Here is a 25253-nt window from a genome sequence, read left to right as displayed (position 1 = left end):
CGGCGGCGAAATCCCTCTCGGTATCGACAGCGACGTCGACGGCGATCCACATCCACATCCACATTCACATCGACGGCGACGTCGACACTGCCTCTTGCTCTCGCTCGCGCTCGCGCGCCGATCCCGGTACGCCTTCTCAGAGGAACCGCCGCTTGAGCTGCTGGACGAACGTGACGTTCCGCTTTTCGGAGCGCATCCGGATCGGGCCGATGCCGACCGCGATGAGCCCGCTCGCGACCGTGCCCAGCGTCAGGACGAGGTCGATCGCGGCGACGGCGGCGAGCGGATGCACGGCGTGCAGCGAGAGCAGCAGCGACCGCGGGAGGATCGGCAGGTACCGCCACTGTGAGATGCTCCGCGTGTACGCGCCCGTCTCCTCGGGCGCTGAGATCAGCAGCTGCGTCGTCTGCTCGGAGCGCATCTCGACGATGAACGCCGACCTAGACACCGACACCCCCTCGCTCTTCGGCTCGATCACCGTGAGGACGGGAATGTAGCCATCGTTGGTGACGGTGTACTCCACGGAGTTTTGTCCGCCGACGGGGAGCACGAGCGGGTCCTCGTTCGGCGACTCCGAACTGACGATGTCGAAGGAGGTCGTCCCCGAGGGCAACACCATACTGGCGGTCGCCGGCGCCGTGACGATGAGGACGAGCACGACCAGGAACGTCGAGGTCTTGATGTAGTTCCCGCGGCGCCTGTTCCGCCCGCCGGTCGACCGGTCGCTCGTCACCGCGTCGACGACGAAGCCGACGGCGATGATGGCGACGCCGACCCACACGAGCGACTGCGCCGACCCGCCCCCGCCGAGGAGCGCGCCGATCCCGGTCGCCGCCATCGCGCCGGTGGCGAACTCCTGGACGGTGACGACGGCGACGCCGAGGTTCCGGAGCACGATCACCTGACCGTTGAATTCGAGCGCCTGCGCGACGATCTGCTCCCGGTCGACGGGCGGCTCGGCGCCCGCCTGGTCGGTGAAGGGGTTGGCGTCGCCCCTGGTGATGTACCCCTCCTCCGTCTCCCTGACGATCCGGTGGGTCGTGAGCCCGCCGCCGTGGAGCTCCTCGGCCTGGAACGTGACCACGTCGCCGGATTCGATCGGCCCCGCGACCGCCATCGGGACCGCGACGAAGCCGTCGCCGGGGTTCATCGTGGGCGCCATACTGCCGGTCTCGACGTAGCCCAAGAGCACGGGCTGGCCGGCCGCCTGGCCGAACAGCATCGCGCCGACGGCCGCAAAGAGCAGCAGCAAGACCGCGTACTCCAGGACCTTCGAGACCTTCACGCGCGGCGATAGGAAGTCGATCGGTATAACGCTTGATCCGCGGCGCGCTCGCGACGCCACTCTACGGCGCGGCGGACTCGACGGCCTCCAAGAGCTCCTCCTGGTCGTAGGGCTTGACCAGGTACACGTCGGCGCCCGCCTCCAGCGCGCGCTCGCGCACGTCCGCGCCGGCGGCGACGGTGCTGACGACCACGCCGACGCCCCGATCGATCTCCTTGATCGCCTCGGTCGCCTCGATGCCGGTCCCCTCGTGGAGATTGAGGTCCATCACGACGACGTCGGCCCCGTTCTCGCGGACCGCCTCGACCGCCCCGTCGGCCGTCGTGACGATGTCGACGACGTCGTGGACGCCGCGGAGATACCGCTCGATGAGGGTCGCTTGCATACCGATGTCTTCGGCGATCAGGACGTCTGCCATCTCGGTGGGGGCTCCTCGCCGACCGCGTGGTGCTCCAAGCCGACGCGTCTCGGACCGGGGGCGTGCTACGAATCGCTAACACACCGTACGCAACTGCTGGAGATAACGACCCGCTGGACTTGAAACTGTCCCTTAGGCCGGTCAATGTCTGTGTGAAAACCGTAGATGACGACGAATTCCGACTGTCGAACATCTCACGCCAAATTTAATGCGGCAACTACGTGAGAGGAAACACGGATGACATATTTCCTCGCTCGAACTGCGTCAGGTACGGTGAGGGGATCTGCATTCCGTGTGTCGATGCTGTCGCAGTCGTCTTCGACCCCTCCGACTGTATTGGATGCGACAGAACAGACGCCGGATCTGCACCTCGGATCTAAACAGGAAACGATGATATGACGCGCGATCACTCTGGAGATGTCTCGGACGGCCAGTCGGAGGACACAGCGAGCCGTCGCGCATATCTCCTCGGACTCGTGAGCGCGGCCTTCGCGTTCGGGGGAGTCAAACTGGTCCTCGACGGTGGTGCGTTCGCATCTGAACCCCAGTCGAGGGAGGTGAGCCTTGATGTTGCCGAGGATCAGTCGAACGCCGTCGTGGGGGTGGCAGTCTCCAGTCCGGTCGGACGGAATCCGAAAGACCCGCTGGTCACCCTCGAAAACAACACCCTGTCGAGTGCGACGGCGACGGTCTCACTCGATGACCCTGCCGATGGAACGCTGTACGGGCCCGAAGGAGACACGGGAGCGTCGGTCACCTTTCCCCTCCCGTTCGGTGAGTCGGAGTCCGTCGAGATCCGATCGGCAGTCGACGATGGCGAGAAAATCGCGTTCACGATCGCAGTCAGAAGCTCCGAGTTCACGTTCGAGGCCCAGCGGGAGACGACCGCGGTGAAGCGTGCGGTCCGGATTACCGCTCTGGACCAGTTCGTCTCCAACCCCGACCAGAACAGTTGGTCCGTGGGCGGACTTCGGATCCGCGACAACGACGCTGACGACGATCTGCGCGAGGTCGAATACGAGATCGCGGACAGCGACGGAACAGTACGAGCGACTCGGACAGACACCGCGACCGGTGGCGAGTATCGCGTTGACTCACTCGCGATCCATCCCGACGATTCTGCATACGACGTCCGATCGGGACATCCGTACACCCTGCACGTCAGGGCCCTCGACGCGGATGGCAACTATGCTCAGATCTCTCGAACGGCGTCCTCCTCGGACGACAGCGTCAGCGGCGACAGTTCGACCGCGGTCTCGTCGGAGTAGCCGAAGCCACAGAACACGGATGCGTCTTCGCCGAATTCGGCTGGAAAATCCGGATAAATAGCCGATTAAGCGCAGTCTAGTCCGCTACAAGCCCGCCTTTCGATTTGCTCGCTCGGCTTGAATCCGCTTCAAGCGGCGGAATACAAAGTGGGTGTAGTGGTAAGGAGTAGGTGGAGGCGCGGTCCCCCCGCGCCAAGGAGCACACAACAATGGCACTCAACAGACGCAACATACTGGTCGGACTCGGAGCATTGGTCGGCGGTGGCGGAGCACTCGTGGGTACGGGCGCGTTCACTAGCGTGAGCGCGGCTCGTTCCGTGAGCGTGGAAACGGCTGGAGACGGAAGTGCGTTCCTCGGCATCAGCGAGAATAGTGAGTACATTGTCGACGATTCAGACGGTACTATGCGGTTTGAACTGGCCGGATCGGATTCAACTACTGCCACCAGTAATAACAGTAGCACTGGGTTCAACAATAACGCAATAACGACACTAGCCAACGTTGCAACTCTTACGAACAACTCACAAGACGGTGATCAGGTCTCGATCGGTCTAGCATCTGACAGTAATGCATCTGCTAACGCCGATGCAAACTCGGATGAGGCTACTGTCGAACTACCTGATGCCGATGTCACTTTCCACGTTGGACAAATCGATGACAGTGATGATTCTGCTGTCCCGGTTTCTTCCGGCAGTTCAACGAGTCTCCACGTAGTCGTCGACACGACAGTGTCAAGAGGAGGCAGCAACTCAGGTAATCTCACGATTATCGCAGAAGACGAAAGCGAAAATCCGGGAACGGGAACGTCCTCGTAATAGTTCCGTCACTTACAAGTACTCGACATTCACCAACGTTAACATATGAAACGCAGACAAGTCATCACGGCATTCGGAACGCTCGCAATCGGCACTGGGACGGCGCTCGGGACGGGCGCGTTTAGCGCGACGTCGTCGAGTAGTCAAGCATCGATGAGTATCGTCACGCAGAGCGACGCTAATCTGGACGTTGTCCCCGGAAATGGCGTTTCCGGAGGTAGCGACGATATGAAAAATGGACGGCTGACGGGGGCCGAAATCAGCGACCTGGGTTACGACGACCTACCGCTCGCAGTCGTTGAGGATGTCGGACAGGGAATGGTGAACGTTCAGGTGTTCGTCGCAGTCGGAACGACGACGGACTTCAGCGAACTGCTCCAGATCGACAACAACGACGATGGGGCCTACAACGTGGGCTTCGAGTTCACCGGGTTCGGAGCTGCGGTCAACGGTGGCCCGATAAAGGAAAGTAACGTTCCGAACATATTCACGTTCTATAAGGGTGCCAACACGAGCGGCGAAATTTCGGGACTCAATCTCGAATCCGGCGGCACTCCCGACACGAGTAAGATGGTCGAGGTTGGTAGCGGAAGCAGCTCGCAGGTCACTCTGGGATACGACGGTACCGTTACCGACCTCACAGACGCCTACAAATCTGCCGCAGGGAACTTCAGCGGCAACACGAACAAGGACTGGATAGGCGACGGTAACGGGTATGAGGATAATGATGACGACGACTCGGCCACGGACACGAAGGAACTAGTCAATCAAGTTACCGCAGTCGCCAGCGCGGTCGAATAGAGCGAATAACGACAGCGGTATCCGACGACGGACTTCACAGCCACCCTTCGTGGCTCACTTATCACTACCATCCCTCCACAATATGAGATAATCAGATGCTCACCCGCCGCCAACTCGTCGCCGGCCTCGGAAGCGCCGCGGTCAGCGGCGGCATCGTCAGTTCCACGGCGGCCTTCACCGCGACTTCGTCCAGCTCCGAAGCGTCCTTCACCATAGTCTATCCCGACCTCATCGAACTCCGCGCGGTCAACGACCCGCCGGTCCACGTCGAGACGAACGACGCGGGCCTCGTCACGAAACTCACGCCCGGTGCCGACACGGGGCTCAACGAACGCGCGATCACGCGCTTCGCGGAGATCGTGAAGGTCGTGAACTCCGGCACGGTCGACCTCACCGGGATCTACTTCGACTTCGAGGTCGAGAGCGACGTCCTCAGTTCCGGGACGATGGACGACATCGAAGCGGCGCTGTCGATCACGGCGGGCCCGGAGACGCTCGATTCGACCGGCACGTCCGGCGACGACCTCCTCGCCGTGAGCGACGCGCCCGACGTGACCGACGGGGTTCTCTCGCCGGGCGAATCGGTCCCGTTCGGCCTCCAGGTCGACCTGATCCCCGACCACGGCGACAGTTCGCTATCGGCGCTCCCGCCCGACAACGGGGGCGTCTCGGCCGACGACTACTCCGTCACGCTCAGCGTGACCGTGACCGACGAGTGACCGCAGACCAAGATTATTTGTAAGTGTCGGCAAATATGTTGGGTAGTCAATGGGACAGCGCGCGTCAGGTGAGTTGCAGGCCGATACGGACGCCGACGCGGGGGACTCCGCGGACGAAGCTCTCCACAAAGACGAGATCTTCGACCTGATGAGCAATCACCGCCGCCGGTACGCCATCCACTACCTGAAGGGGGCCGACGATCCCGTCCCGCTCGCGGAGCTCGCCGAACAGGTCGCCGCGTGGGAACACGACAAGCGGGTCGAGGAGATCGCCTCCGCCGAGCGGAAGACGACCTACACGTCCCTCCAGCAGACGCACCTCCCGCGGCTCGACCGCGCCGGCGTCGTCGACTTCGAGGACGGCGAGGTCGAACTCGAAGACCGGGTCGAGCGGCTCGACATCTACCTCGACATCGTCCCGGCGAACTCGATCTCGTGGGGGATGTACTACCTCGGGCTGTCGGCCTTCGCGATTCTCGTGCTCGCGGCGCTGTGGGTCGATTTCCTCCCGACCGACGGGGTCCCCGTGTTGGCGTATCCCGCGGTCCTCATCGCGATGTTCGCGGTCTCTGCGGGATACCACGCCTACGTGAATCACAAGTACCGCTTCGAGAACTTGGAGCGGCCGCCGTGAGGGACCGGGACGACGAACGTCGAACGCCGACCGGTCCCGATCTTCAGCCGGCCTGGACGCTCCCCTGCGCGGGCGTCCCGGTCACGGTCACGCCGCTCGGACTGTAGACGACCGTCGAGTCGCGGTCCTGAAGCACCGCCTTGTCGATCGCGAGCGTCGCCGACGCCTGATTGAGGGTGAGCGTCGCCTGACCGTTCGTCGAGGAGATCTCGGCGCCGTCAAGCGTCATATCGCCCGACGAGGTGAGCTTGATCTTCTTGCTCGTCTCGATGACTGCACTGCTCGCGCGCAACTTCGCGTTCGACTTGAGCTTGATCTTTCCGTTCTTACTCTCGACGGTCGCGTCCGTGACCGTGAGTTCGCCCGACTCTGCGGTGAGCTTGGTCTTCTTGGCCGCCGTGATCGTCGCCCCCGACGCGTCGACACTGGGACCTTTCAGCTTGACCTTCCCGTTCTTGGAGTCGACGGTGGCGTCGGCGACCGCGAGCGTGCCGGACTCCGATTCCATTTTGATCTTCTTGGTCGTTGTGATCGTGGCACCGGTCGCGTCGACCGGATAGCCCTTGAGCTTGATCTTCCCGTTCTTACTCTCGACGGTCGCGTCGGCGAGCGTGAGCGTGCCGGACTCCGATTTCATTTTGATCTTCTTGGCCGCCGTGATCGTCGCCCCCGACGCGTCGACACTGGGACCTTTCAGCTTGATCTTCCCGTTCTCGGAGTCGACGGTGGCGTCGGCGACCGCGAGCGTGCCGGACTCCGATTCCATTTTGATCTTCTTGGTCGTTGTGATCGTGGCACCGGTCGCGTCGACCGGATAGCCCTTGAGCTTGATCTTCCCGTTGTTACTCTCGACGGTCGCGTCCGTGAGCGTGAGCCCGCCCGACTCTGCGGTGAGCTTGACCTTCTTTTTCGCCGTGATGGTCGTCCCGCTGGTCGTGACCTCGGACGCCTTGAGCTTGAGCTTCTCGTTCTGGCTGTCGACGGTCGAGTCACGCAACGAGATGGCGCCCCCCTCAGCTTCGATCTTGAGTTTCTTGTTGGTCGCCAGCGTCGCCTCGCCGACGGTGACCGACTTCGCCTTGATTTGTACCTTCCCGGTGTAGTCGAGCGTCTCGCCGCCGGCCGCGATCACGAGGTGCGCGCTGTCGTTCTGGAAACTGGGAATCTCGTCGCGCGGGACGATCCGCTCGCCCTCGTCGTAGGCGTAGTCGTGATCGTCGTCGACGTACGCGACTGCGTCGCCCGGCGGCTGCCCCGGCTCCGGCGGTCGGTTCCCTGCGGTCCGCCCCGGACAGTCGTACTCGACCGGGACTTCGAGGGTCGCGTCTTTGATCGTCGCCGACTGTCCCGTCGCCTCGACGATCTCGACGGTCAGCGTCGCCGTGCCGGACCCGCCGTTCGGCGGCGAACAGGTAACCTCCAGGGGGGTGCGCCCACCCTGTCTGATCGTGGTGGTCTCGGAGGGGTTCTGGACCGCCAGGGCGTCCGTGTCCACGCTCGCTTCGTACTCGACGGTCATCGAGGACTCGAGGTTGTTCTCCAGTTCGGCGACCGTTGTCGCGCTCCCCGGCTGAGTTACCTCGTTGTTCGTGTCGATGATCGCGATGAACGCCTCGCTGTCTCCCGCGACGGCGACGTCGACCGGCCGGTCGCCCGCGATGGTGCTGAAGCTCCCCGTGGGCACGATGGTGAGCATCGCGCCCAGAATGACGAGCGACAGCCCGATATACTGGAACGACCGCTGCATCGGGATCTACGGGAAGCTACACACCGCATTGTCTTGTGTACTTCGACTGGCAGACACGTCTCGCGGCGGGAAGCCCGCTCGATCCCGCCCTCAGAGGTCGAGGCCCTCGCTGTGGCTGTGCCCGTCGTCGGGGAACGTCCCCTCTACGACCGCGTCCCGGTACGCCTCGATCGCGTCGCGCATCTCGCCGCGCACGTCGCCGAAGGCCCTCGCGAACGACGGTACGGACGGCGAGAATCCCACGGCGTCGTTGACGACGAGCACCTGTCCGTCGGTGTCGGGGCCGGCGCCGATCCCGATGACGGGAATCTCCAGGGCCTCCGTCACCGCGGCTCCGACCTCGCGGGGCACGTGCTCCATCACGAGCCCGAAGGCGCCCGCCTCCTGGTGGGCCTCCGCGAGGTCCAGAATCTCGGCGGCCTGCTCCTCTGTGGTCCCCTGGCGGGCGTACCCGCCGATGCCGTGGACGTGTTGCGGCGTCAGCCCGAGGTGGGCCATCACGGGAATCCCCACCTGGGTCAGCCGCTCTGTCAGCTCGACGGTGTGCGGCCCGGACTCGATCTTGACCGCCTGTGCGCCCGCCTCCTTCAGGAGCCGGCCGGCGTTCGCGACGCTCTCGGCGGAGTCGACGCCGTAGGAGAGGAACGGCAGGTCAGAGATGACGAGCGCCTCGTCGACGGCGCGGGCCACGGCCGCGGTCGCCCGTGCGACGTCGTCCATCGTCACCGGGATCGTCGAGTCGTAGCCGAGCATCGCGTTCCCCAGGCTGTCGCCGACGAGCACGCTGTCGATCCCCGCCTCGTCGACGAGCTCGGCCGTCGGGGCGTCGTAGGCCGTGAGCATCGTGATCGGCTCGTCCTGTTCCCGGAGGTCCGCGACTGTGACCATATCCCATCCATTCCCGAGGAGGCCCTTGAATGGCTACGCTCCGTCGCCGTTACCGTCACCGTCGCCGTCTCCGTTGCCGTCACCGTCGCCGTCGTCGGGGCTCTCCGTGTCCCCGTCCGGCCTCCCACGCCCGGATCAGCGTCCACAGCGTTCGGTTCGTGGGGACGTCGATCCCGGCCTCCCGCGCCCGCTCGACCACGTACCCGTTGATCACGTCGATCTCGGTCCGCCGACCCCGCCGGACGTCGTGGCACATCGACGACTCGTTTTCCGCGGTCGCGTCGACGACCGCCTCGACCGCCTCGATCGTCTCCCCCCCGCCGAGGTCGACGCCGACCGCCTGAGCCGTCGCGGCGACCTCGCGGGCGATCGGCGCCACGAGGTCGGCCGCCGGCGGAGCGGCGAGCGCGCCGTTCTCGACGCGAGCGAGCGCGGTCGTGGGGTTGATCGCGGCGTTGACCGCGAGTTTCTCCCAGAGCCGCTTGCGAATGCCGTCGGCGTCGGCCCGCTCGGCGTCGACCCCCGCCGCGCGGAACGCCTCGGCGACTTCGCCGGCGACGTCATCGCAGTCGCGCGGTTCCCAGGGACCGACGACGAGGTCGCCCGCGCCGTTCCACGCCACCTCGCCGGGGGCCTCCCGGACCGCGCCGTAGCTCGTCGTCCCTCCGAGGACCGGGCAGTCGAGCGCCTCCGCGAGCACGTCCTCGTTGCCCATCCCGTTCTGGAGCGAGCAGACCGCCCGGAAGTCCCCGGTCCGGAGCTCGCGGGCCGCGCTCTCGGTGTCGAAGGCCTTCACCGTCACGAGCGCGAGGTCCGCCGCGAGATCGGTCCCGTCGGTCGTCGCGTCCGGCCGGACTGTGAACGCCTCGCGACCGGTGATCCGGAGGCCCTCCTGCCGGATCGCGTCGACGTGGGCCTCCCGGCCGACGAGGGTGACGCCGTGGTCGGGAACGCGCGCCAGCAGGCCGCCGAGGAGGCTCCCGATGCTCCCCGCGCCGAAGACGACGATCTCCATATCGGGGCCACACCGCGGACCGAAAAAGCCGTTCCGCCCGCCGCTCCCGCCGCCTGCACCCTCCGCGAAAAGTGTACGCGTGTCCACAGATCCGCCGGGACGGGTGAGTATTAGTGTCCCGAGGCGGTACTCACTACCGATGACCACGGACCAAGCGGTCCTCGAAGCAGACGCACCGCTCGATCTCCGCCTCTCGGAGTCGGAACTCGAAGCGACCGCCGACCACCTCGCCTCGTTCGTCGCAGACACCGTCGAGGCCGCCGGCGCCAAGGGGGCCGTCCTCGGCCTCTCGGGCGGCATCGACAGCACCACGGTCGCGTACCTGGCGGCCGAGGCGCTCGGCCCGGAGCACGTCCACGGGCTCGTGATGCCGAGCGTCGCGAACACCGAGGACAACATGAGCGACGCCGAGTGGGTCGCCCAGGAGCTGGGGCTGGAGTACGACGTCGTCGAGATCCAGCCAATCGCCGAGACGTTCTTCGACGCCTTCCCGGAGGCCGCAGACGACCGCACCGCCGCGGGGAACGTCTACGTCCGCACCCGCGCCGTGCTGAACTACTTCGTCGCCAACCACGAGGACAAGGTCGTCCTCGGGACGGGCAACCGCTCGGAGGCGCTGACGGGCTACTTCACGAAGTACGGCGACCAGGCGGTCGACTGCAACCCGATCGGGAACCTCTACAAACAGCAGGTCCGCCAGCTCGCGGCCCACCTGGGCGCGCCCGAGCGCCTGGTGACGAAGACGCCCTCCGCGGAGATGTGGACCGGCCAGACCGACGAGGAGGAGATGGGCCTCGACTACGACACCCTCGACGCCGTCCTCGCGCTCCACGTCGACGGTCCGCTCTCCGTGGCCGCAACGGTCCGGCAGCTGGACGTGACCGAAGACCAGATCGAGCGCGTCGTCGAACTCTACGAGGGGAGCGCCCACAAGCGGTCGATGCCGCCCGCGCCGGAGCCGCTGCACCGCTGATCATTCTCCTCCGCACGCCCGTTCCGCGCCGTCCCCTGCCCGACCGCGATGCTTTTAGCCCGAGACCGACGATGCTCCGCCGATGCGACTCGGAATCCTCGGGACGCTCCAGCTGGCGGCCACGCTGATCTTCGCCGCGCCCGTCGCCGTCTTCGGCCTCTCCCGGCTCGCGGCCGGCGAGACGCTCCTCGGGGCCGGCGCCGTCGTCGTCGCCGTCGGGATGGTCGCCCTCCCGCAGTACCTCACGACGCCGAGCGACCTCCCCGGCGAAGCGGCCGAGCGGGTCGTCGGCGCGGTCGTCAAAGAGCCCGAGGACGACGAGAACTGACGCCTCCTCCGGCGGTCGGGCTCTATTTGCCGCGCCGAGGCGCGAACGACGGCTCGCCGTCGCCCACCGTCTCGTATCCGTCTTCCGTGACGACGACCGCCGCTCCCAGTCTGACACAGCCCTCGTCGGGATCAACGACGCTCGGCGCGACCGCCAGCACCGTTCCCGGCCGCAGTTCCGCACCGCTCGCGAACGGCCGCTCCCGCGCCGAGAGTCCGATTCCGTGGACCGTCGCGAGCGGCCCGCGCGCCGACTGCCCGCCCGGATCGAACCCGAACGCGGCCACCTCGGCGTCGGCCTCGCGGGCCACGGTCGCGGCGTCGACGCCGGGTTCGACCTCGCCGAGTGCGGCGTCGAGCGCGGCCTCGACCGCGACGTAAGCCCGCCGCTCCCAGCCGCCGTCGCTGTCGACGGCGAACGTCCGCGCACAGGCGCCGTGGTAGCCGTGCGGCCCCTGCGGCGCGACCTCGATCCGGATCGGTTCGGCCCGGCGGATCGCGCTCTCCGGCTCGGACGCGTCGCCGTCAGGCGTGGTCGCCCCCGCCGAGACGACCGTGTTGCCGGCGCCCCGGACCCCGCGCCGCGCGAGGTCGGCGTCGATCTCCCGCCGGAGCCGCTCGGCGGTGAGCGGCTCGTCCCGCCACCGGAGCCCGCCGTCCGCGACGTCGGCCGCCGCCAGAATCGACTCCGCGTGTCGGACGGCCCCGATCCCCGCCCGCTGGACGGCGCGGATCGCGCCGCGTTCGTCCGCCGATTTCGTCGCTCGCGCCGCTCGGACGGCGTTCGTCGAGCGCAGGCCGTAGCCCGCGCGTTCGAGGTAGACGGCGGCGTCGTGGGGGATCGTCGCGGGCGTGAGGACGACGGCGTCCGCGTTCGGTCCTGTGAGCGCGTCGTCGAGGACGGCCGCGGCGCGCTCGCCGGGCGGGGCTCTGAGACTCTCGGTCGCGACGCGCCCGTCGAACTGTCGGCGGGCGCGCTCCGTGTACCCCTCGGGCGCACACAGCACGCGCTCGTCGGCGACGCGGACGAAGGCGTACTCGCGCTCGGGGCCGTCGAACCCCGTCAGATATTCGAGATCGGCGTCGCTCCCGTCGCCGACCGCGACGAAGCCGACGGGGTCGTCGCTGCCGCCGCGCTCGTCCAGCTCGGTCAGCAGATTCTCCACGAAGCCGTCGTCGATCCGGGGCCGCTCGGGGAGGTCGTCTCCGGGCACGCTTCGCCGTCAGGCGTCCGGCTCGGGCGCCGGCGCCTCGCCCTCCTGGGCCGCCTCCAGCAGGTCCTCGACGGACTCGTCGCGGATCTCGTTGTGGAGGAGCACGCTCACCGGGAGCGTCGGCGCGCCGCTGACGAGGTTCTCGAGGAGGACGAGCCGCTCGCGCGCCCGCGACATCCCGACGTAGAAGACCCGGCGCTCGTTGTCGGTGAGGATCGGCACGGGGTCGGTGCTGGAGGTGAACTCCTCGACGCCCGCCACCTCCTCGTCGTCGACGGAGGCGGCCATCTGCTCGACGACCTTCTCGGTCAGGTCGGTCGCGACGAAGACGTGGTCGGCCTCGCGACCCTTCGCGGAGTGGATCGTCCCGATCCGGACGCGGTTCGGATCCATTCCCCTGTATTCGCCGTCGAAGTACGCCTCGACGGAGTTGCGCTGGAACGAAGTGACCTTCCGGAGCATGTCGCCCGCCGAGTCGGCGTCGGGCGCGAAGGGCGCGAACTCGTTGATCACGTCGGGGTCGACCGTCATCTCGGTCAGGTCCTCGACGCCCGCTTCCTCTTTCAGGTCGTCGATGCGGTCGAACAGCTCGTCGCGGTCGTTCGTCCCGAACGCCGAGTCCTGGAGCATGTCCGCGAGCCGGCGCGCCTGGAGGCCGTCCAGCGGCTCGTCGCGGTCGAGGGCCTCGATGCCGCGGACGTACTGGGTCAGCCGGTCGGTCCACATCCGTTGATCCGTCAGGGCCGAGAAGGGCATCCCCAGCGGGAGGAACTCGTCGATGAACTGGAACAGCTGGTAGCGCGCGCGGAACAGCACCATGATCGTCTCGTCGTCGTCGCCCTGCTCGATGGTGTAGCGGACGTTCCGCGCGAGGTCGAGCATCGACGGGGAGTCGATCCCCTCGACGGTGCCGCCCTCCTTCCGGGGCTTCAGGTCCTTCTCCTGGCGCTTGTCGATGTGGCGGATCTCCTGATTGACGACGTTCAGGACGCGCGAGGGGAGGCGGTACGAATTGGGAAGCACCTCGTCTTCGTCGCGCTCGGCGTCCAGGAGGAGGTTCGGGTCCGCGCCCTGCCAGGCGTAGACGACCTGGTCGTCGTCGCCGGCGATGAGGACCCGCTCCATGTGCGGCTTCCACTCCTCGTAGACGTCGTACTGGAGGGTCGTGATGTCCTGGAACTCGTCGATCACGAGGTAGTCGACGTGGGGGACGAGCGAGCGCTGCTTCACGCGTTCGAGCATGTCCGCGAAGCCGACGAGGCCGTGTTCGCCCTTGTGGGCGCGCCACGCGCGGATCACGTCCGGCACGTCGATCCGGTCGTCGTCGGAGGGCCACGTCGGGGTGTACTTGTTGCCCTCCTGGGCGTTCGGGTCGATCTCCGGCGGGAGCCGCACCTCGTCGACGTTCCACTGGAAGGGGACGTCGTACCAGTCGGCGACGTCCCGGCGGGTCCGCTGGAGCCACTGGCTCGTCGCGATGATCTTGTTGCCGATCGTCGTCGACCGGGCGGTCCGGCGGCCGGCGCCGCCGTACTCGTCTTCGAACTCGATGCCGTAGTCCTCGCAGAACTCCTTTTTGTCACTCTCGCCGACGACGTCGTTGCGAGAGAGGTCCAGTAGCTCGTAGGCCTTCGCGTGCATCGTCGCGACGTTGCCCTTCAGCGCCCGCGGGCTCACGTCGAGCCGCTCTGCGAGTCGCTCGCGCACCTCGGCGGCCGCCGCGCGGGTGTACGAGACGACGAGGATGTCGCGAATCGTGATTTCGTCCTGCTCTAGGAGTCCGTCGACTCGATCGAGCAGTGCCGTCGTCTTCCCGCTGCCGGGGCCACCGAACAGCCGGGTGACCGTCGCGTCCGAGTCGCTCATTGGACACGTTCACGCACTTGTACCTGATAAACTACCTGTTTCGAAAATGTAATTGTGGAGACGTTCGCGCCGCGCGAGGAACGGACTCAGGCCCGCGGATCCCACCCACAGACGCCGCAGTCGGTCGCCGCGGAGTCGTGAAGCGCACCGCACTCCGGACACTGCTTTTTGTTATACGATGTCTCCCACTCTACAGTTTCCATATCGTGACCGCGGTCGTCGAGGAACTGGTCGAACAGGGCATCGTCGGAGCTCGGTGCTGAGGCCATACACGCTATGGTATGGCGTACCAATACTTAGTTGTACTGCCGCGTTTCGCCCCGTGAGAATCAGAAAACTGCAGATCGGGTGTCAGCCTAGACCGAATCGAGCTCGTAGAGCGATCCGTACTTGTCGGTGACGTACTCGACGAAGGCGTCGGCGGTGAACGGCTCGCCGGTCGCCCGTTCGACCAGTTCGTCGGTCTCGTAGCGCGCGCCGTGGCGGTGGACGTTGTCGGTGAGCCACTCGTGGAGCGTCTCGAAGTCGCCCTCGCGGACCTCTTCGTCGAGCGCGTCCGCGCCGACGTCGTCCTCTATGGCGGCGTACAACTGCGCGGCCATCGCCGAGCCGAGCGAGTACGTGGGGAAGTACCCGAAGTTGCCGTGGCTCCAGTGGATGTCCTGGAGGCAGCCCTCGGCGTCGTTCTCGGGGCGGATTCCGAGGTACTCCTCGTACTTGTCGTTCCAGACCGCCGGCACCTCATCGACGTCGAGGTCGCCCGCGATCAGCGCGCGCTCGATCTCGAACCGGATCACGATGTGGAGGTGGTAGGTGAGTTCGTCGGCCTCGACGCGGATGAGGTTGTCCTCGTACACCTGGTTCGCCGTCTCGTAGGCCTCCCGCGGCGTCACCGACTCGGCCTGCGGGAAGTGCTCGGCGACGGTCGGCAGGAACGACTCCCAGAACGCCTGCGAGCGCCCGACGTGGTTCTCCCAGAGCCGCGATTGGGACTCGTGGACCGAGAGGTCGCGGTCCTGGCCCAGCGGCGAGCCGTAGTGCTCGTCGGGGAGCCCGAGCGTGTAGGTCGCGTGGCCGAACTCGTGGATCGTCGAGAGGAGCGACCCCAGCGGGTCGGCCTCGTCGAACCGGGTCGTCACCCGCGCGTCGAAGGTCGTCCCCGTCGAGAACGGATGCGAGGCGGTGTCGAGCCGCCCCCGCTCCCACGGGTAGCCGAGCGTCGAGAGCGCGTCCCGACAGAGCGCCTCCTGATCGTCGGCGGGGTACGTTCCCAGCGAGGTGAACGCGTCGGTCGTCAGGTCGACCTCCGAGGCCCTGATCTCCTCGATCATCGGCACGAGCGTCTCCCGGATGTCCGCGAGGATCGACTCCGCGCGCTCCAGAAAGAGACACGGCTCGAAGTCCTCGAAGAGCACCTCGTAGGCGTCGCGGTCGGGGTCGACGTGCTCGGCGTACTCCCGCTTGAGTTCGACGTGCTTCTCTAAGTACGGCGCGAACGTCTCGAAGTCGCTTTCGGCCTTCGCCTCCTCCCACGCCGACAGCGCCTCCGAGGAGGTCGTCGACATCTCCTCGACCAGCTCGGCGGGCACGGCGTCGGCGCGCTCGTACTCGCGGCGGATCTCGCGCACGACGGCCGCCCGCTCGGCGGTCAGCTCGGCCGCGTCGAGCTCGCCGAGCGCCGACCCGACCGCGTCGTCGGTCAGGAGGTCGTGGGAGACCGACGACAGCGTCGAGAGCTGCTGGGACCGAGCCGGCGTCCCGCCCTCGGGCATCATCACCTGCTGGTCCCACGAGAGGAGCCCGCCCGCCTCGCGGACGTTCGTCACGCGCCGGTACTGGTCCAGAAGCGTCTCGTAGGCCGCCGGGGGCTCGCCGCCCTCGCCGTCGCCCGTACCGTCGCCCGCAGCGTCGGATGCGTCTGTCGCCATCGTCGAAGCCTGGGAGGCGCGCGCGTATCAAGCCGACGCCTCCGGCGACGGGCCGGGACGCCGGCGATCGGACGTCGATCGCTCGCGGACGCGCCGCTACTCGGCCGGCCACCGCTCGGCGAGCCCCCGGTAGATCCGGTAGCACCGCGACAGGACGTCGAGGGCGACCGACTCCCCGGCGGTGTGGGCCTCGCCGGGCTCGGCGGCACCGACGACGACGCAGTCCGTCCCGGCGTCGGCGAGCCACCCCGCGTCGGTCGCGTGCGGCTTGGTGACGTGTTCGGGCGTCGCGTCCTGTGCCGCGCCGGCGGCGGCGAGCGCCGCGTCGGCGAAGCCGGCGTCGCCGCACGCCATCGGCGGGAGGTCCTGATCGACCGTCCACTCGACGCCGTCGACGGCCTCGACGCGCTCCAGCGGCGCGCGCTCCCCGGGGACGGTTCGCTCGTCGACGGTCACGGTCGCGGACTCGGGAATGACGTTCCACGCCGACCCGCCCTCGATCCCGGTGACGACGACGCTTCCGTTCACCGCCTGGCCCAGCACCGTCGCCGTCGGGGCGTCGAGGTCGCGGACGACGTCGACGGCGTCGCAGGCGCGGTAGACGGCGTTTTCGCCCGCCGCGGGCTCGCTGGCGTGCGCGGCGCTCCCCCGCGCGGTGATCGTCGACCCGCGGCGGCCGCGGTGGGCGACCGCCACGTCGGTCTGGCCGTCGCCCGCGTAGTTCGTCGAGCCCTCGCCGACGACCGCGTAGTCCGGCGCGAAGCCGTCGCCGAGTGCGGCGCGGGCGCCCACGCCGCCCTGCTCCTCGCCGACGAAGGAGGCGAAGACCAGTTCGGCCGCGGGCTCGGCGTCGCGGAAGGCGAGCATCGCGGCCGCCAGCGACCCCTTCATGTCGGCCGTGCCGCGGCCGTACAGCCGGCCGTCGCGCTCGTCGACGACGTACTCGGCTTCGGCTTCGGCCTCGTCTCCCCTCGCCCCCCGGCCCGATCCGTCACGGAGTTGTGACTCGTCGGGCTCGACCACGTCGTGGTGGCCGACCAGCGCGAGCGACTCCTCTCCCCGGCCCCGCCGGGCGAAGACGTTGCCGTGATCGTCCCGTCGGACTGCGGCGGTGGTCTCCTCGCGGAGCCACGACTCGATGGCGTCGCCCGCGGCCGTCTCGTCGTCGTGGCTCGGGATCGAGACCAGCCGTCGCGTCAGCGCCTCTACCTCGCTCTCGTTCGCGCGCACACCGGAGTGTCGCCGCCATCCGTTGAAAAGGCTCGGGCTCGCGTCTTGCCGCCGGCCCGGTGAAGCGGCGAATCTGTGGCCCAACGGAGCACAAAAGTGGCGAGCGCCCGAACCGACGGCGGTGCGAACCTACGAAGTCCAGGAGACAGACCCCGACTACGAGGGCGTGGTGTAGGTCGAACGCGACCGGCCGACTCCCGGCGCCGGCGAGGCGCTCGTCCGGATCCGGGCGGCGTCGCTGAACTACCGCGACCTCGCGATCGCGGACTCCGAACTGATCTACCCCGGCACCGACTTCCCGGTCGTCCCCCTCTCGGACGGCGCGGGCGAGGTCGTCGCGGTCGGCGACGGCGTCTCTGACCTGTCGGAGGGCGACCGCGTCGCGACGCCGTTCGCGCCCGACTGGATCGACGGCCCCAGCGCGCCCGAGAAAGTCGCGCGCTCGACCGGCGGCAACGTCGACGGCGCGCTGGCGGAGTACGCGGTCTTCCCCGCCGAGAGCCTCACGACGCTCCCCGAGCACCTCTCCTACGAGCAGGGCGCGACGCTCTCCTGCGCCGGCCTGACGGCGTGGCGCGCGCTTGCGGAGGACGGCGACCTCGGCGCCGGCGAGTCGGTGCTGGCGCTCGGCACCGGCGGCGTCTCGACGTTCGCGCTCCAGTTCGCGAAGCTCCACGGGGCGGAGGTCGTCGTCACCTCCTCCAGCGACGAGACGCTCGACCGCGCCCGCGACCTCGGCGCCGACGAGACGATCAACTACGAGGCGACGCCCGAGTGGGGGCCGGTCGTCGCCGAGGAACTGGGCGGCGTCGACCACGTGGTCGAGGTCGGCGGCTCCAACACGCTCGAACAGTCGCTCCAGGCCGCCTCCCACGGCGGCCACGTCCACCTCATCGGCGTCCTCGCCGGTCAGGCGGGCCAGGTCGACCTCTCGCCGATCCTGGCGAAGGCGCTCGACGTCGAGGGCGTCATCGGCGTCGGGAGCCAGGCGATGTTCGAGCGGATGACCGAAGCGATGCGCGTCGCGGGGCTGGAGCCCGTCGTCGACCGCGTCTTCGACTTCGACGAAGCGAGGGAGGCCTACCGCTACGTCGAGGCCGGAAACCACCAGGGCAAGGTCGTGATCAGCGTCGACTGAGAGCAATCAGTATGAGGATCAGGCCTCGACGGCCCGCTCTTCGAAGAACGCGAGGTCGTGGATCCGGCTGTCCTGGGTGAGTTCGGGGTGGAACGACGTCCCCACGACGACCCCGTCGCGGACGGCGACCGGGCGGCCGTCCCACTCGGCCAGCACCTCCACGCCGTCGCCGACCTCGTCGATGACGGGCGCGCGGATGAACACCGCCGGGAACGGCTCGTCGAGGCCGGCGACGTCCAGCGGCGCCTCGAAGCTGTCGACCTGCCGGCCGAAGGCGTTGCGGTCGACGGTCGCGTCCAGGACGTCGAGCGTGTCGACGCGGTCGTCCTTGGCGTCCCGCGAGGCGACGATGAGCCCCGCGCAGGTCGCGAGGACGGGCTTTTCGGCCTCGACGTGCGCGACGATCTCCTCGTCGATGCCCTCGCGGGCGAGGAGTCGCGAGATCGCGGTCGACTCCCCGCCCGGCAGGAGCAACACGTCGCAGTCGGGGACGTGCCCCGACTGTCTGATCTCGACTACCTCGACCTCCTCGCCGTGGGCCGCGCCGGCGCGCCGGATCGCGGCGGCGTGTTCGGAGACGTCGCCCTGGACGGCGACGACACCCGCTCGTAACATACGCGTGGCTCGGGGGTGAGTGGACAAAAAGCGTCCGTTCGTCCCGCCGATCTCAGATCGCGACGACGTTCAGGACGAGCACGCCGATCCCGAAGAGGAGTCCGAACGCGACGACGGTCTTGGGGTCGATGCGGATGGCGTTGCGATCCTCGGCGTCGAAGTAGCGAACGAGGCCCGCGCTCGACATCAGGCCGCCGCTGTTCTGGCCGCTGCTCATACTCCCCCGTCGGTGGTCCGGCGCCTAAACGTTTCGGATGCGCGGTTCCGCGGTCGCCGACTCGACCGGCCGCGACTGCGGCGGAGTCCGCTTCCGGGCGGATTTGATCCTGTGGAAACGCTTATGCGACGCCCCGCGTTACGTCGCTACGCACACGATGACCGTCCGAGTACTCGACTTCTACGCCGACTGGTGCGGCCCGTGTAAGAAACAGGACCCGATCCTCGACGAACTCGAATCGGAGTACGGCGACGTCGACTTTCAGAAGATCGACGTCGACGAGGAACAGGACCTCGCGAATCAGTACCAGGTCCGCTCGCTGCCGACGGTCGTCGTCGAGCGGGACGGCGAGATCGTCGACCGCTTCGTCGGCTTCACCCAGCGCGAGGACATCGAAGACGCGCTCAATCGGGCCGCCCAGCCGGCCGGCGCCTGACCCGGGCCCGACCACCGAATTCCGCCGCCGCCGCTCTATTCCGCCTTTTCGGCCCCGACCGCACGACCCGGAGTCGCCCGTCTCGCAAGCGTTATACTGCCGCGTCCGGTAGCAGGGCGTATGCCAAAGAACGAGGCCGCGGTCGACCGGATGCTGGAAAAGCAGATCTGTATGCGCTGCAACGCGCGGAACCCCCAGCGCGCCGAGCAGTGCCGCAAGTGCGGGTACAAGAACCTTCGACCCAAGTCGAAGGAACGCCGCACCGCGTAATCGACGGTCTCGCTTCTCTCGCCGTCTCCGACGCGTCAGCGGCAGCGCTCTTCTAACCGAATCTTCGGCGCCCGCCGACAGCGACCCACAAAAAAAGAACGTCGGACCGCTCTACGCCCCTCGGGCCCACAGCACCGTCGCGTCGACGGCGTCCGCGAGGTCGCGCTTGTGCGTCACCGCGAGCGCGATCGTCAGTCCGACGCCGTACAGCGCGATGGCGATCCACCCGTAGCCGACGAGCGCGGCGTCGATCCCGGCGACGAGCCCCGCCGTCCACGCGCCGGTGAAGACCGCCCACCCGACGAGCGCCGCGACGTACGCGTAGAGCGGCGCGCCGTTTCGGCCGCGCGGCGTCCGCTACGGCGCGTAGTAGTACTCGCCCTGTTTCTTCTGCTTGCGGTCCAGCTGCGATCCGGGCTTGTTGATCCGGGGGCGCTGGGTCCGCTCGTCGCGGCGGAACGTGATGTCCAGGTCCGCGAGGAAGTCGTTCATCCCCGCGCGCATCTCCTGGGGCGCCGCGGCGTGGCCGTACTCGGAGGGCTCGCCGTCGAACACCATCAGCCGGTCCGCGAGCAGGTCGATCATATAGATGTCGTGGTCGATGACGAGCACCGTCTCGTCGTGGTTCTCGGCGTACCGCCGGATGGCGCTCGTCGCCTGCACGCGCTGTTCGACGTCCAAGTGCGCCGAGGGCTCGTCCATCACGTACAGGTCGGCGTCCTCGGAGAGACACGCCGCGATGGCGACGCGCTGGCGCTCACCGCCCGAGAGGTCGTCCAGGTTCCGCTCTATGATCCGGTCGAGCTGGAGCGGGTCCGCGACCTCGGTCTTCCAGTAGGAGGTGCCGAAGTCGTCGGTGATCGACGAGAGGAAGGCGTCGACGCGCATCGGCTGGTCGATCTCGATGTACTGCGGCTTGTAGGAGATGTCGAGCCGGAAGTCGAGTTCGCCCTCGTCGGGGGAGAGCGCGCCCGTGAAGAGCTTCGCGAGCGTCGACTTCCCGATCCCGTTGGGACCGACGACGCCCAGGACCTCCGACTCGTAGATCGTCCCGGCCTCGACTTCGAGAGCGAACTCGCCCTCGCCGTAGGACTTCCGGAGCTCGGGGTAGTCGACGAGCGGCGTCGACTTCGAGGTCTCGCGGGGGGCGTGCTCGTGGAACTCGATCTCGTTCGGCCGGATCCGCATATTCTCGTTGGAGAGATAGCCCGTGAGGTACTCGTTGATGCCGTTCCTGACGGACTTCGGGTCGGTGATGACGCCGAAGGCGCCGGGCTCACCGTAGGCGACGTGGAGGGTGTCGGCGAGGAGATCCAGGATTGCGAGGTCGTGTTCGACCGCCAGCACCGCGCGGTCTTCCTCCTCGGCGAGCTCGCGGATCAGCCGCGCCGCCGTGACGCGCTGGCCGATGTCGAGGTACGGCGAGATCTCGTCGAGGAAGTAGAAGTCCCGGTCGCGAGCCAGCGTGGCCGCGAGCGCGACCCGCTGGAGCTCGCCGCCCGAGAGCGTATCGAGCGGCTGGTCGACGACCGGGCGGATGCCCAGCCGGTCGATGTAGTCGTCGAGCGCGCCGCGCTCGTCGGTCGACTCCAGGAGATCGATCGTCGTGCCGTCGAACTGCTTGGGGAGCTGGTCGACGTACTGGGGCTTGCGCGCGATCGACACCTCGTCGTTCCGCACGCGCTCGACGTAGGTCTGGAGCTCGGTCCCGCGGAAGCGGTCGAGGACGGCCTCCCAGGTCGGCTCTTCGTCGTGGGCGCCGAGGTTCGGCACCATCTCGCCCGCGAGCGCCCGGACGGCGGTCGTCTTCCCGATCCCGTTCGGCCCGAGGATCCCGGTCACGGAACCCGATTCGGGGACCGGCAGCCCGTAGAGCGCGAAGGCGTTCTCGCCGTAGCGGTGGACCGGCTCCTGGTCCAGCTCGGTGGGCAGATTGATGATCTCGATGGCGTCGAAGGGACACTTCTCGACGCAGATGCCGCAGGTCTCCCCGAGGCAGACCTCCTCCGAAATGCGAATCTGGTCGGGGTCGCCGTCGAAGGGCTCGTCCTCCTCGTAGTACTCGCCGCGTGTGACGATGCACTCCTTTCCGGTTCGATTGGGCGGGCAGTAGTTCGCACACTCGTAGCTGCAGCGGTCGGGCTGACACCGATCGAGATCGACGACCGCGATGCTGTCGTCCGCCATAGCTTACAGCGCGACGCCCTCGGTCAGGAGAATGCCGAACGTGATGAACCACAGCGCGAACGTCATGAACGCCACGTAGAGGTAGTCCTTCGCCCCGAAGTCGGAGACGTCGATCCCGCCCAGCCGCAGGATCGGGAACTGGAGGACGACGAACCCCGCGACGATCATCAGCGTCTGTCGGCTCGTCGCGGCGGCCGCGTCGGTCCCGACGACGCTCGCCGACGCCAGCGCGGCGACGACGCCGGCGAGACAGGCGAGGGTGGTGACCGTGACCCCCCGGAGGTGATCGGAGAGTCCGCTCTGCGTTTCCGTAGCCATAGGTACGCCTCCGATACCCGGCGTCAAAAGCCGTTCGTTCCCGTAGCGCCGGTGCGGCGCCCGGTCCGCATTCGAAGTCGTTAAGAGCGCCACGGCGGTAGCGTGACCAACTCGCTGGTCGAACGGGACGCCAGCGGGCACCCGAGGGATCGGGACGAAATGTGGGCCGGCGTCGAACGCCGCCCGAATCGCAAGCGCCCGTGGTGACACAATGGCACGAAGCTTCTACTCCCACATCAAGGACGCGTGGAAGCAGCCCGGCGACGGCAAGCTCGCCGAGCTGCAGTGGCAACGAAAGCAGGAGTGGCGCGACCAGGGCGCCATCGTCCGCGTCGACCGACCGACGCGCCTCGACAAGGCCCGCGAGCTCGGCTACAAGGCCAAGCAGGGCATCGTCGTGGTGCGCGTCTCCGTCCGCAAGGGCGGCGCCCGCAAGCAGCGCTTCAAGGCCGGCCGCCGGTCGAAGCGCCAGGGCGTCAACCGCATCGGCCGCCGCAAGAGCATCCAGCGCATCGCCGAGGAACGGGCCGCGCGCAAGCACCCGAACCTCCGGACGCTCGCCTCCTACTGGGTCGGCGAAGACGGCTCCCAGAAGTGGCACGAGGTGATCCTCGTCGATCCCGAGCACCCCGCGATCGAGAACGACGACGACCTCAACTGGATCTGCAGCGACGACCAGAAGGGCCGGGCGTTCCGCGGCCTCACCAACGCCGGCAAGTCCAACCGCGGCCTCCGGACTCGCGGCAAGGGCGCCGAGCACACCCGTCCGAGCATCTCCTCGGACCGCCGGCGCGGAAAGTAACGGCGCGGCCGTCCCTCGACGCTCCGATCGGACTCTCCGTTTTTTCGCGCGGACAATCCTGAGAGTGGCCACTTCGAGCACATAACGACGCCTTCGACTCCTCGCTCGCGAGAATCGCCCTCCTCTTTTTTCAATACCGACTGACCACCGCGGGTATGGAACTCGAAGGCGACTCACAGTGTCCGAAGTGCCGATCCGACGACGTCGAGGCCGAGGAGGGCGGCCTGCGGGTCTGCGGGAACTGCGGGCTCCGCTGGCAGGCCTGACGACGGCGGGTCCGGCCGCGACCACACCGTTTTTTCGGAGCTGATCCGCCAGCGGCGACTCCGTCGCCCGGTCAGAATGGCGCCTCGGGGCCGTTGGTCGGCCCCTCGTCGGGAGCGGCCGCCGATCCCGTCGACGATGAGCGGTCCTCGGTCGGGCCGTCCCAGGCGTCGAAGCCGCCGCGGAGGCTCGACACGTCCGTGTCGAGGTGGCGGTCCAGCATCGACGCGACCCGCTTGGAGCTCTTGCCGACGTAACAGGCGACGACGACCTCGTCGGCCCGCGCCCACGCCGCGTCGAGGGCGGCCGTCGAGAGGCGGTTCGGCGGGACGTTCACCGCGCCCGCGACGTGGCCGTCGGCGTAGGAGGCGGGGTCCCTGATGTCGACGACCGAGACCGCGGGGTCGTCGTCGGCGTGAGCGTCCGCATCCGAGTCGCCGTCGCCATCGCCGCTCCCGTCGTCGACGTCGTCGAGTCGCGCACGCAGCGCCGCGGGCGTGATCTCGTCTACCATCTCGCCTCACTCTACGGCCCGCCGCGGAAACACGCTTCGGTCCCGCCTCGGGATCGACCTCACTCGCGTGGGTCCCGATCCGGGCCGGGGTACTCGCCGCCCGCGACCTCCCCGTAGAGGCCCTCGGGATCGAACAGCGTCGCGAACGCCCGCGGGTGGCGGGCGCTCACCGACAGGCGGCCGCCGAGCGTCGCGCTCGCCTGCGTCGAGAGGAGTCGCTCGTCGAGGGACAGCAGGTGCATCGCGCCGCCGCGGTACGCCGAGGCGAGCGCCGGGTGGTCGCCGACGGGCTGGGAGACGGGCTCGCGCCACACGTCGACCCGTTCGCGCCAGTCCGCCGCGAGGGCGTCGTCGGCGAGGTCGGCCACGACCGCCGCGGCGTCGTCCACGAGCGGGTCGCTCGCGACGAGGGTCGTCCAGGAGTGGGCCCGGAGGTGATCGAGCGCGCGCCGGGCGTCGCCGTCGACCAGGAGGTCGGCCGCGAGGACGTCGGCGTCGGCGACGACGCGCGCCGGCCCGGACTCCGCCGGCGGCGACACGTCGCCGTCGCTCCCGGTCGCGTCGCTACCGTTTCGCTCCCGATCGCGGACCCGTTCGAGCGCCCGGCCGATCGCCGCCTCCTCGATGTCGGCCTCGGCCGCCCGATCGAAGAGCGCGCCCCACGACTCCATACCCTCATCTTCGGGGGCCGCGCGCAAGAAGGCTACCGGTTTCGGCCGTCGCGGAGAAGGGAACGTGTGGGCCGGCCGGCGATCGCGGGCGGTCGAAGCTAGATCAGGAGCTGGATGTCGGCCTCGGCCATATCCTGGATGGCCGTCGCCGCGCCGACGCCCGTGCGGACGCCGTCGTAGAAGTCGTCCTCGTCGTAGCCCATCAGGTCGATCGTCATCTGACAGGCCTGGAACTCCACGCCCATCTCCAGGGAGGTCTCGATGAGCTCTTCGATGGTCGCGGTGTCGTTGTCTTCGATCCGCCGTTCCATCATCGAGGTCGTGACGCGGTCCATCCCGGGGAGCGCGCCGACGACGTTCGGGACCGGCATATTGGGGTTGCCGACCGAACTGAGCTTGAGGTCCGTCGAGCGCTCCTCGTGGAGGATGTCCAGACCCCAGAAGGTGTGGAAGACCGTCACCTCGTAGCCGAACGCGGCGGCCGTGCTCGCCAGGATGAGCGGGGGATACGCCATGTCGAGCGTCCCCTTCGTGGCGATGATGGACATCTTCTTTCCGCCGTCGTCGGCGTCGTCGCCCTCGGCCAGCCGCGCTTCGAGTTCGTCGACGCGCGCGGCCAGCTCCGCGCGCGCCGGCGGCTCGCCGGCGTCTCCGGGGGCGTTCTCGCCGGCGTCGGGGGTGTCCGTGCTCATA

27 protein-coding genes and 1 pseudogene are annotated in these 25253 nt (G+C 68.0%); 11 read left to right on the top strand and 17 right to left on the bottom strand.

Annotated features, from left to right (window positions below):
- Positions 1 to 136 precede the first annotated feature (136 nt).
- Positions 137 to 1285: a signal peptidase I gene (locus ACQUQ0_RS14080; protein WP_435185968.1), complete on the bottom strand. Its 1149-nt coding sequence runs from the start codon at positions 1283 to 1285 to the stop codon at positions 137 to 139.
- A gap of 61 nt (positions 1286 to 1346) precedes the next feature.
- Entirely contained in the window at positions 1347 to 1703 is a 357-nt protein-coding gene (locus tag ACQUQ0_RS14075; protein ID WP_435185966.1) for a response regulator, read from the bottom strand.
- 395 nt (positions 1704 to 2098) lie between these two features.
- Between ACQUQ0_RS14075 and ACQUQ0_RS14070 the strand changes: the two genes are divergently transcribed.
- The 5 genes from ACQUQ0_RS14070 to ACQUQ0_RS14050 all read left to right on the top strand — a co-directional run bounded on the left by ACQUQ0_RS14070 (position 2099) and on the right by ACQUQ0_RS14050 (position 5940).
- On the top strand, positions 2099 to 2971 hold the full coding sequence (locus ACQUQ0_RS14070) for a hypothetical protein (RefSeq protein ID WP_435185964.1): 873 nt from the start codon (positions 2099 to 2101) through the stop codon (positions 2969 to 2971).
- Positions 2972 to 3180: 209 nt separating this feature from the next.
- Complete coding sequence (locus ACQUQ0_RS14065) at positions 3181 to 3786, top strand: hypothetical protein (protein ID WP_435185962.1); 606 nt, start codon at positions 3181 to 3183, stop codon at positions 3784 to 3786.
- A gap of 45 nt (positions 3787 to 3831) precedes the next feature.
- Positions 3832 to 4587: a hypothetical protein gene (locus tag ACQUQ0_RS14060; RefSeq protein ID WP_435185959.1), complete on the top strand. Its 756-nt coding sequence runs from the start codon at positions 3832 to 3834 to the stop codon at positions 4585 to 4587.
- A 95-nt stretch (positions 4588 to 4682) separates the two neighbouring features.
- Entirely contained in the window at positions 4683 to 5306 is a 624-nt protein-coding gene (locus ACQUQ0_RS14055) for a hypothetical protein (RefSeq protein WP_435185957.1), read from the top strand.
- 49 nt (positions 5307 to 5355) lie between these two features.
- A complete protein-coding gene (locus ACQUQ0_RS14050) occupies positions 5356 to 5940 on the top strand; it encodes a DUF7344 domain-containing protein (protein WP_435185955.1) in 585 nt (194 codons plus the stop codon).
- Positions 5941 to 5983: 43 nt separating this feature from the next.
- Here ACQUQ0_RS14050 and ACQUQ0_RS14045 read toward each other — a convergent pair whose 3' ends face one another.
- From ACQUQ0_RS14045 to ACQUQ0_RS14035, 3 genes are all read right to left on the bottom strand, one after another.
- Positions 5984 to 7687: a hypothetical protein gene (locus ACQUQ0_RS14045; RefSeq protein ID WP_435185953.1), complete on the bottom strand. Its 1704-nt coding sequence runs from the start codon at positions 7685 to 7687 to the stop codon at positions 5984 to 5986.
- 90 nt (positions 7688 to 7777) lie between these two features.
- The gene (gene panB / locus ACQUQ0_RS14040; protein ID WP_435185951.1) at positions 7778 to 8575 is read right to left on the bottom strand and encodes a 3-methyl-2-oxobutanoate hydroxymethyltransferase; all 798 of its coding nucleotides are present in this window, start codon (positions 8573 to 8575) and stop codon (positions 7778 to 7780) included.
- Between the two features lie 79 nt (positions 8576 to 8654).
- Positions 8655 to 9590: a ketopantoate reductase family protein gene (locus ACQUQ0_RS14035; protein ID WP_435185949.1), complete on the bottom strand. Its 936-nt coding sequence runs from the start codon at positions 9588 to 9590 to the stop codon at positions 8655 to 8657.
- Positions 9591 to 9729: 139 nt separating this feature from the next.
- Between ACQUQ0_RS14035 and ACQUQ0_RS14030 the strand changes: the two genes are divergently transcribed.
- Complete coding sequence (locus ACQUQ0_RS14030) at positions 9730 to 10563, top strand: NAD+ synthase (protein WP_435185947.1); 834 nt, start codon at positions 9730 to 9732, stop codon at positions 10561 to 10563.
- Positions 10564 to 10645: 82 nt separating this feature from the next.
- Positions 10646 to 10891: a DUF7533 family protein gene (locus ACQUQ0_RS14025; RefSeq protein WP_435185945.1), complete on the top strand. Its 246-nt coding sequence runs from the start codon at positions 10646 to 10648 to the stop codon at positions 10889 to 10891.
- 22 nt (positions 10892 to 10913) lie between these two features.
- On the opposite strand, the gene ACQUQ0_RS14020 is transcribed toward ACQUQ0_RS14025, so the two are convergent.
- The 5 genes from ACQUQ0_RS14020 to ACQUQ0_RS14000 all read right to left on the bottom strand — a co-directional run bounded on the left by ACQUQ0_RS14020 (position 10914) and on the right by ACQUQ0_RS14000 (position 17128).
- Complete coding sequence (locus ACQUQ0_RS14020; protein WP_435185943.1) at positions 10914 to 12104, bottom strand: M24 family metallopeptidase; 1191 nt, start codon at positions 12102 to 12104, stop codon at positions 10914 to 10916.
- A gap of 9 nt (positions 12105 to 12113) precedes the next feature.
- Positions 12114 to 13970, bottom strand: coding sequence for a UvrD-helicase domain-containing protein (locus ACQUQ0_RS14015; RefSeq protein WP_435185941.1), 1857 nt, complete (start codon positions 13968 to 13970; stop codon positions 12114 to 12116).
- 86 nt (positions 13971 to 14056) lie between these two features.
- A complete protein-coding gene (locus ACQUQ0_RS14010; RefSeq protein ID WP_435185939.1) occupies positions 14057 to 14239 on the bottom strand; it encodes an HVO_0416 family zinc finger protein in 183 nt (60 codons plus the stop codon).
- An 87-nt stretch (positions 14240 to 14326) separates the two neighbouring features.
- A complete protein-coding gene (locus ACQUQ0_RS14005; RefSeq protein WP_435185937.1) occupies positions 14327 to 15898 on the bottom strand; it encodes a carboxypeptidase M32 in 1572 nt (523 codons plus the stop codon).
- A 96-nt stretch (positions 15899 to 15994) separates the two neighbouring features.
- Complete coding sequence (locus tag ACQUQ0_RS14000) at positions 15995 to 17128, bottom strand: M20 family metallopeptidase (protein ID WP_435185935.1); 1134 nt, start codon at positions 17126 to 17128, stop codon at positions 15995 to 15997.
- A gap of 121 nt (positions 17129 to 17249) precedes the next feature.
- On the opposite strand from ACQUQ0_RS14000, the pseudogene ACQUQ0_RS13995 reads away from it, so the two are divergent.
- Positions 17250 to 18266, top strand: a pseudogene (locus ACQUQ0_RS13995) (zinc-dependent alcohol dehydrogenase family protein).
- Positions 18267 to 18284: 18 nt separating this feature from the next.
- Here the strand turns inward: ACQUQ0_RS13995 and pdxT are convergent.
- Entirely contained in the window at positions 18285 to 18881 is a 597-nt protein-coding gene (pdxT, locus tag ACQUQ0_RS13990; protein WP_372387175.1) for a pyridoxal 5'-phosphate synthase glutaminase subunit PdxT, read from the bottom strand.
- 52 nt (positions 18882 to 18933) lie between these two features.
- Complete coding sequence (locus ACQUQ0_RS13985) at positions 18934 to 19098, bottom strand: preprotein translocase subunit Sec61beta (RefSeq protein ID WP_372387176.1); 165 nt, start codon at positions 19096 to 19098, stop codon at positions 18934 to 18936.
- A gap of 157 nt (positions 19099 to 19255) precedes the next feature.
- Between ACQUQ0_RS13985 and trxA the strand changes: the two genes are divergently transcribed.
- Both trxA and ACQUQ0_RS13975 read left to right on the top strand, forming a co-directional pair.
- Positions 19256 to 19534 (top strand): thioredoxin, encoded by a 279-nt coding sequence (trxA, locus tag ACQUQ0_RS13980; protein ID WP_435185932.1) that lies wholly within the window; start codon positions 19256 to 19258, stop codon positions 19532 to 19534.
- A gap of 120 nt (positions 19535 to 19654) precedes the next feature.
- Positions 19655 to 19804 carry a 50S ribosomal protein L40e gene (locus ACQUQ0_RS13975; RefSeq protein ID WP_372387180.1) on the top strand — a complete coding sequence of 50 codons (150 nt, stop codon included), beginning with the start codon at positions 19655 to 19657 and terminating at the stop codon, positions 19802 to 19804.
- 357 nt (positions 19805 to 20161) lie between these two features.
- Here ACQUQ0_RS13975 and ACQUQ0_RS13970 read toward each other — a convergent pair whose 3' ends face one another.
- Both ACQUQ0_RS13970 and ACQUQ0_RS13965 read right to left on the bottom strand, forming a co-directional pair.
- Positions 20162 to 21991 carry a ribosome biogenesis/translation initiation ATPase RLI gene (locus tag ACQUQ0_RS13970; RefSeq protein ID WP_435185930.1) on the bottom strand — a complete coding sequence of 610 codons (1830 nt, stop codon included), beginning with the start codon at positions 21989 to 21991 and terminating at the stop codon, positions 20162 to 20164.
- A 3-nt stretch (positions 21992 to 21994) separates the two neighbouring features.
- Positions 21995 to 22309, bottom strand: a complete 315-nt coding sequence (locus ACQUQ0_RS13965; protein WP_435185928.1) for a hypothetical protein — start codon at positions 22307 to 22309, stop codon at positions 21995 to 21997.
- A 211-nt stretch (positions 22310 to 22520) separates the two neighbouring features.
- Between ACQUQ0_RS13965 and ACQUQ0_RS13960 the strand changes: the two genes are divergently transcribed.
- Positions 22521 to 23111 (top strand): 50S ribosomal protein L15e, encoded by a 591-nt coding sequence (locus ACQUQ0_RS13960; protein ID WP_372387191.1) that lies wholly within the window; start codon positions 22521 to 22523, stop codon positions 23109 to 23111.
- Between the two features lie 337 nt (positions 23112 to 23448).
- Here ACQUQ0_RS13960 and ACQUQ0_RS13955 read toward each other — a convergent pair whose 3' ends face one another.
- From ACQUQ0_RS13955 to ACQUQ0_RS13945, 3 genes are all read right to left on the bottom strand, one after another.
- The gene (locus ACQUQ0_RS13955) at positions 23449 to 23889 is read right to left on the bottom strand and encodes a rhodanese-like domain-containing protein (RefSeq protein WP_435185926.1); all 441 of its coding nucleotides are present in this window, start codon (positions 23887 to 23889) and stop codon (positions 23449 to 23451) included.
- A 59-nt stretch (positions 23890 to 23948) separates the two neighbouring features.
- A complete protein-coding gene (locus ACQUQ0_RS13950) occupies positions 23949 to 24560 on the bottom strand; it encodes a DUF7384 family protein (RefSeq protein ID WP_435185924.1) in 612 nt (203 codons plus the stop codon).
- Positions 24561 to 24658: 98 nt separating this feature from the next.
- On the bottom strand, positions 24659 to 25252 hold the full coding sequence (locus tag ACQUQ0_RS13945) for a DsrE/DsrF/DrsH-like family protein (RefSeq protein ID WP_435185922.1): 594 nt from the start codon (positions 25250 to 25252) through the stop codon (positions 24659 to 24661).
- Between the last annotated feature and the right edge of the window lies 1 nt (position 25253).

The organism is Halobellus sp. EA9 (genome assembly GCF_051195055.1).
In the GTDB taxonomy this organism is placed as follows: domain Archaea; phylum Halobacteriota; class Halobacteria; order Halobacteriales; family Haloferacaceae; genus Haloquadratum; species Haloquadratum rubicundus.
Note: the sequence above shows the minus strand (reverse complement) of the source record. Positions and strands in the feature narration are given on the sequence as shown.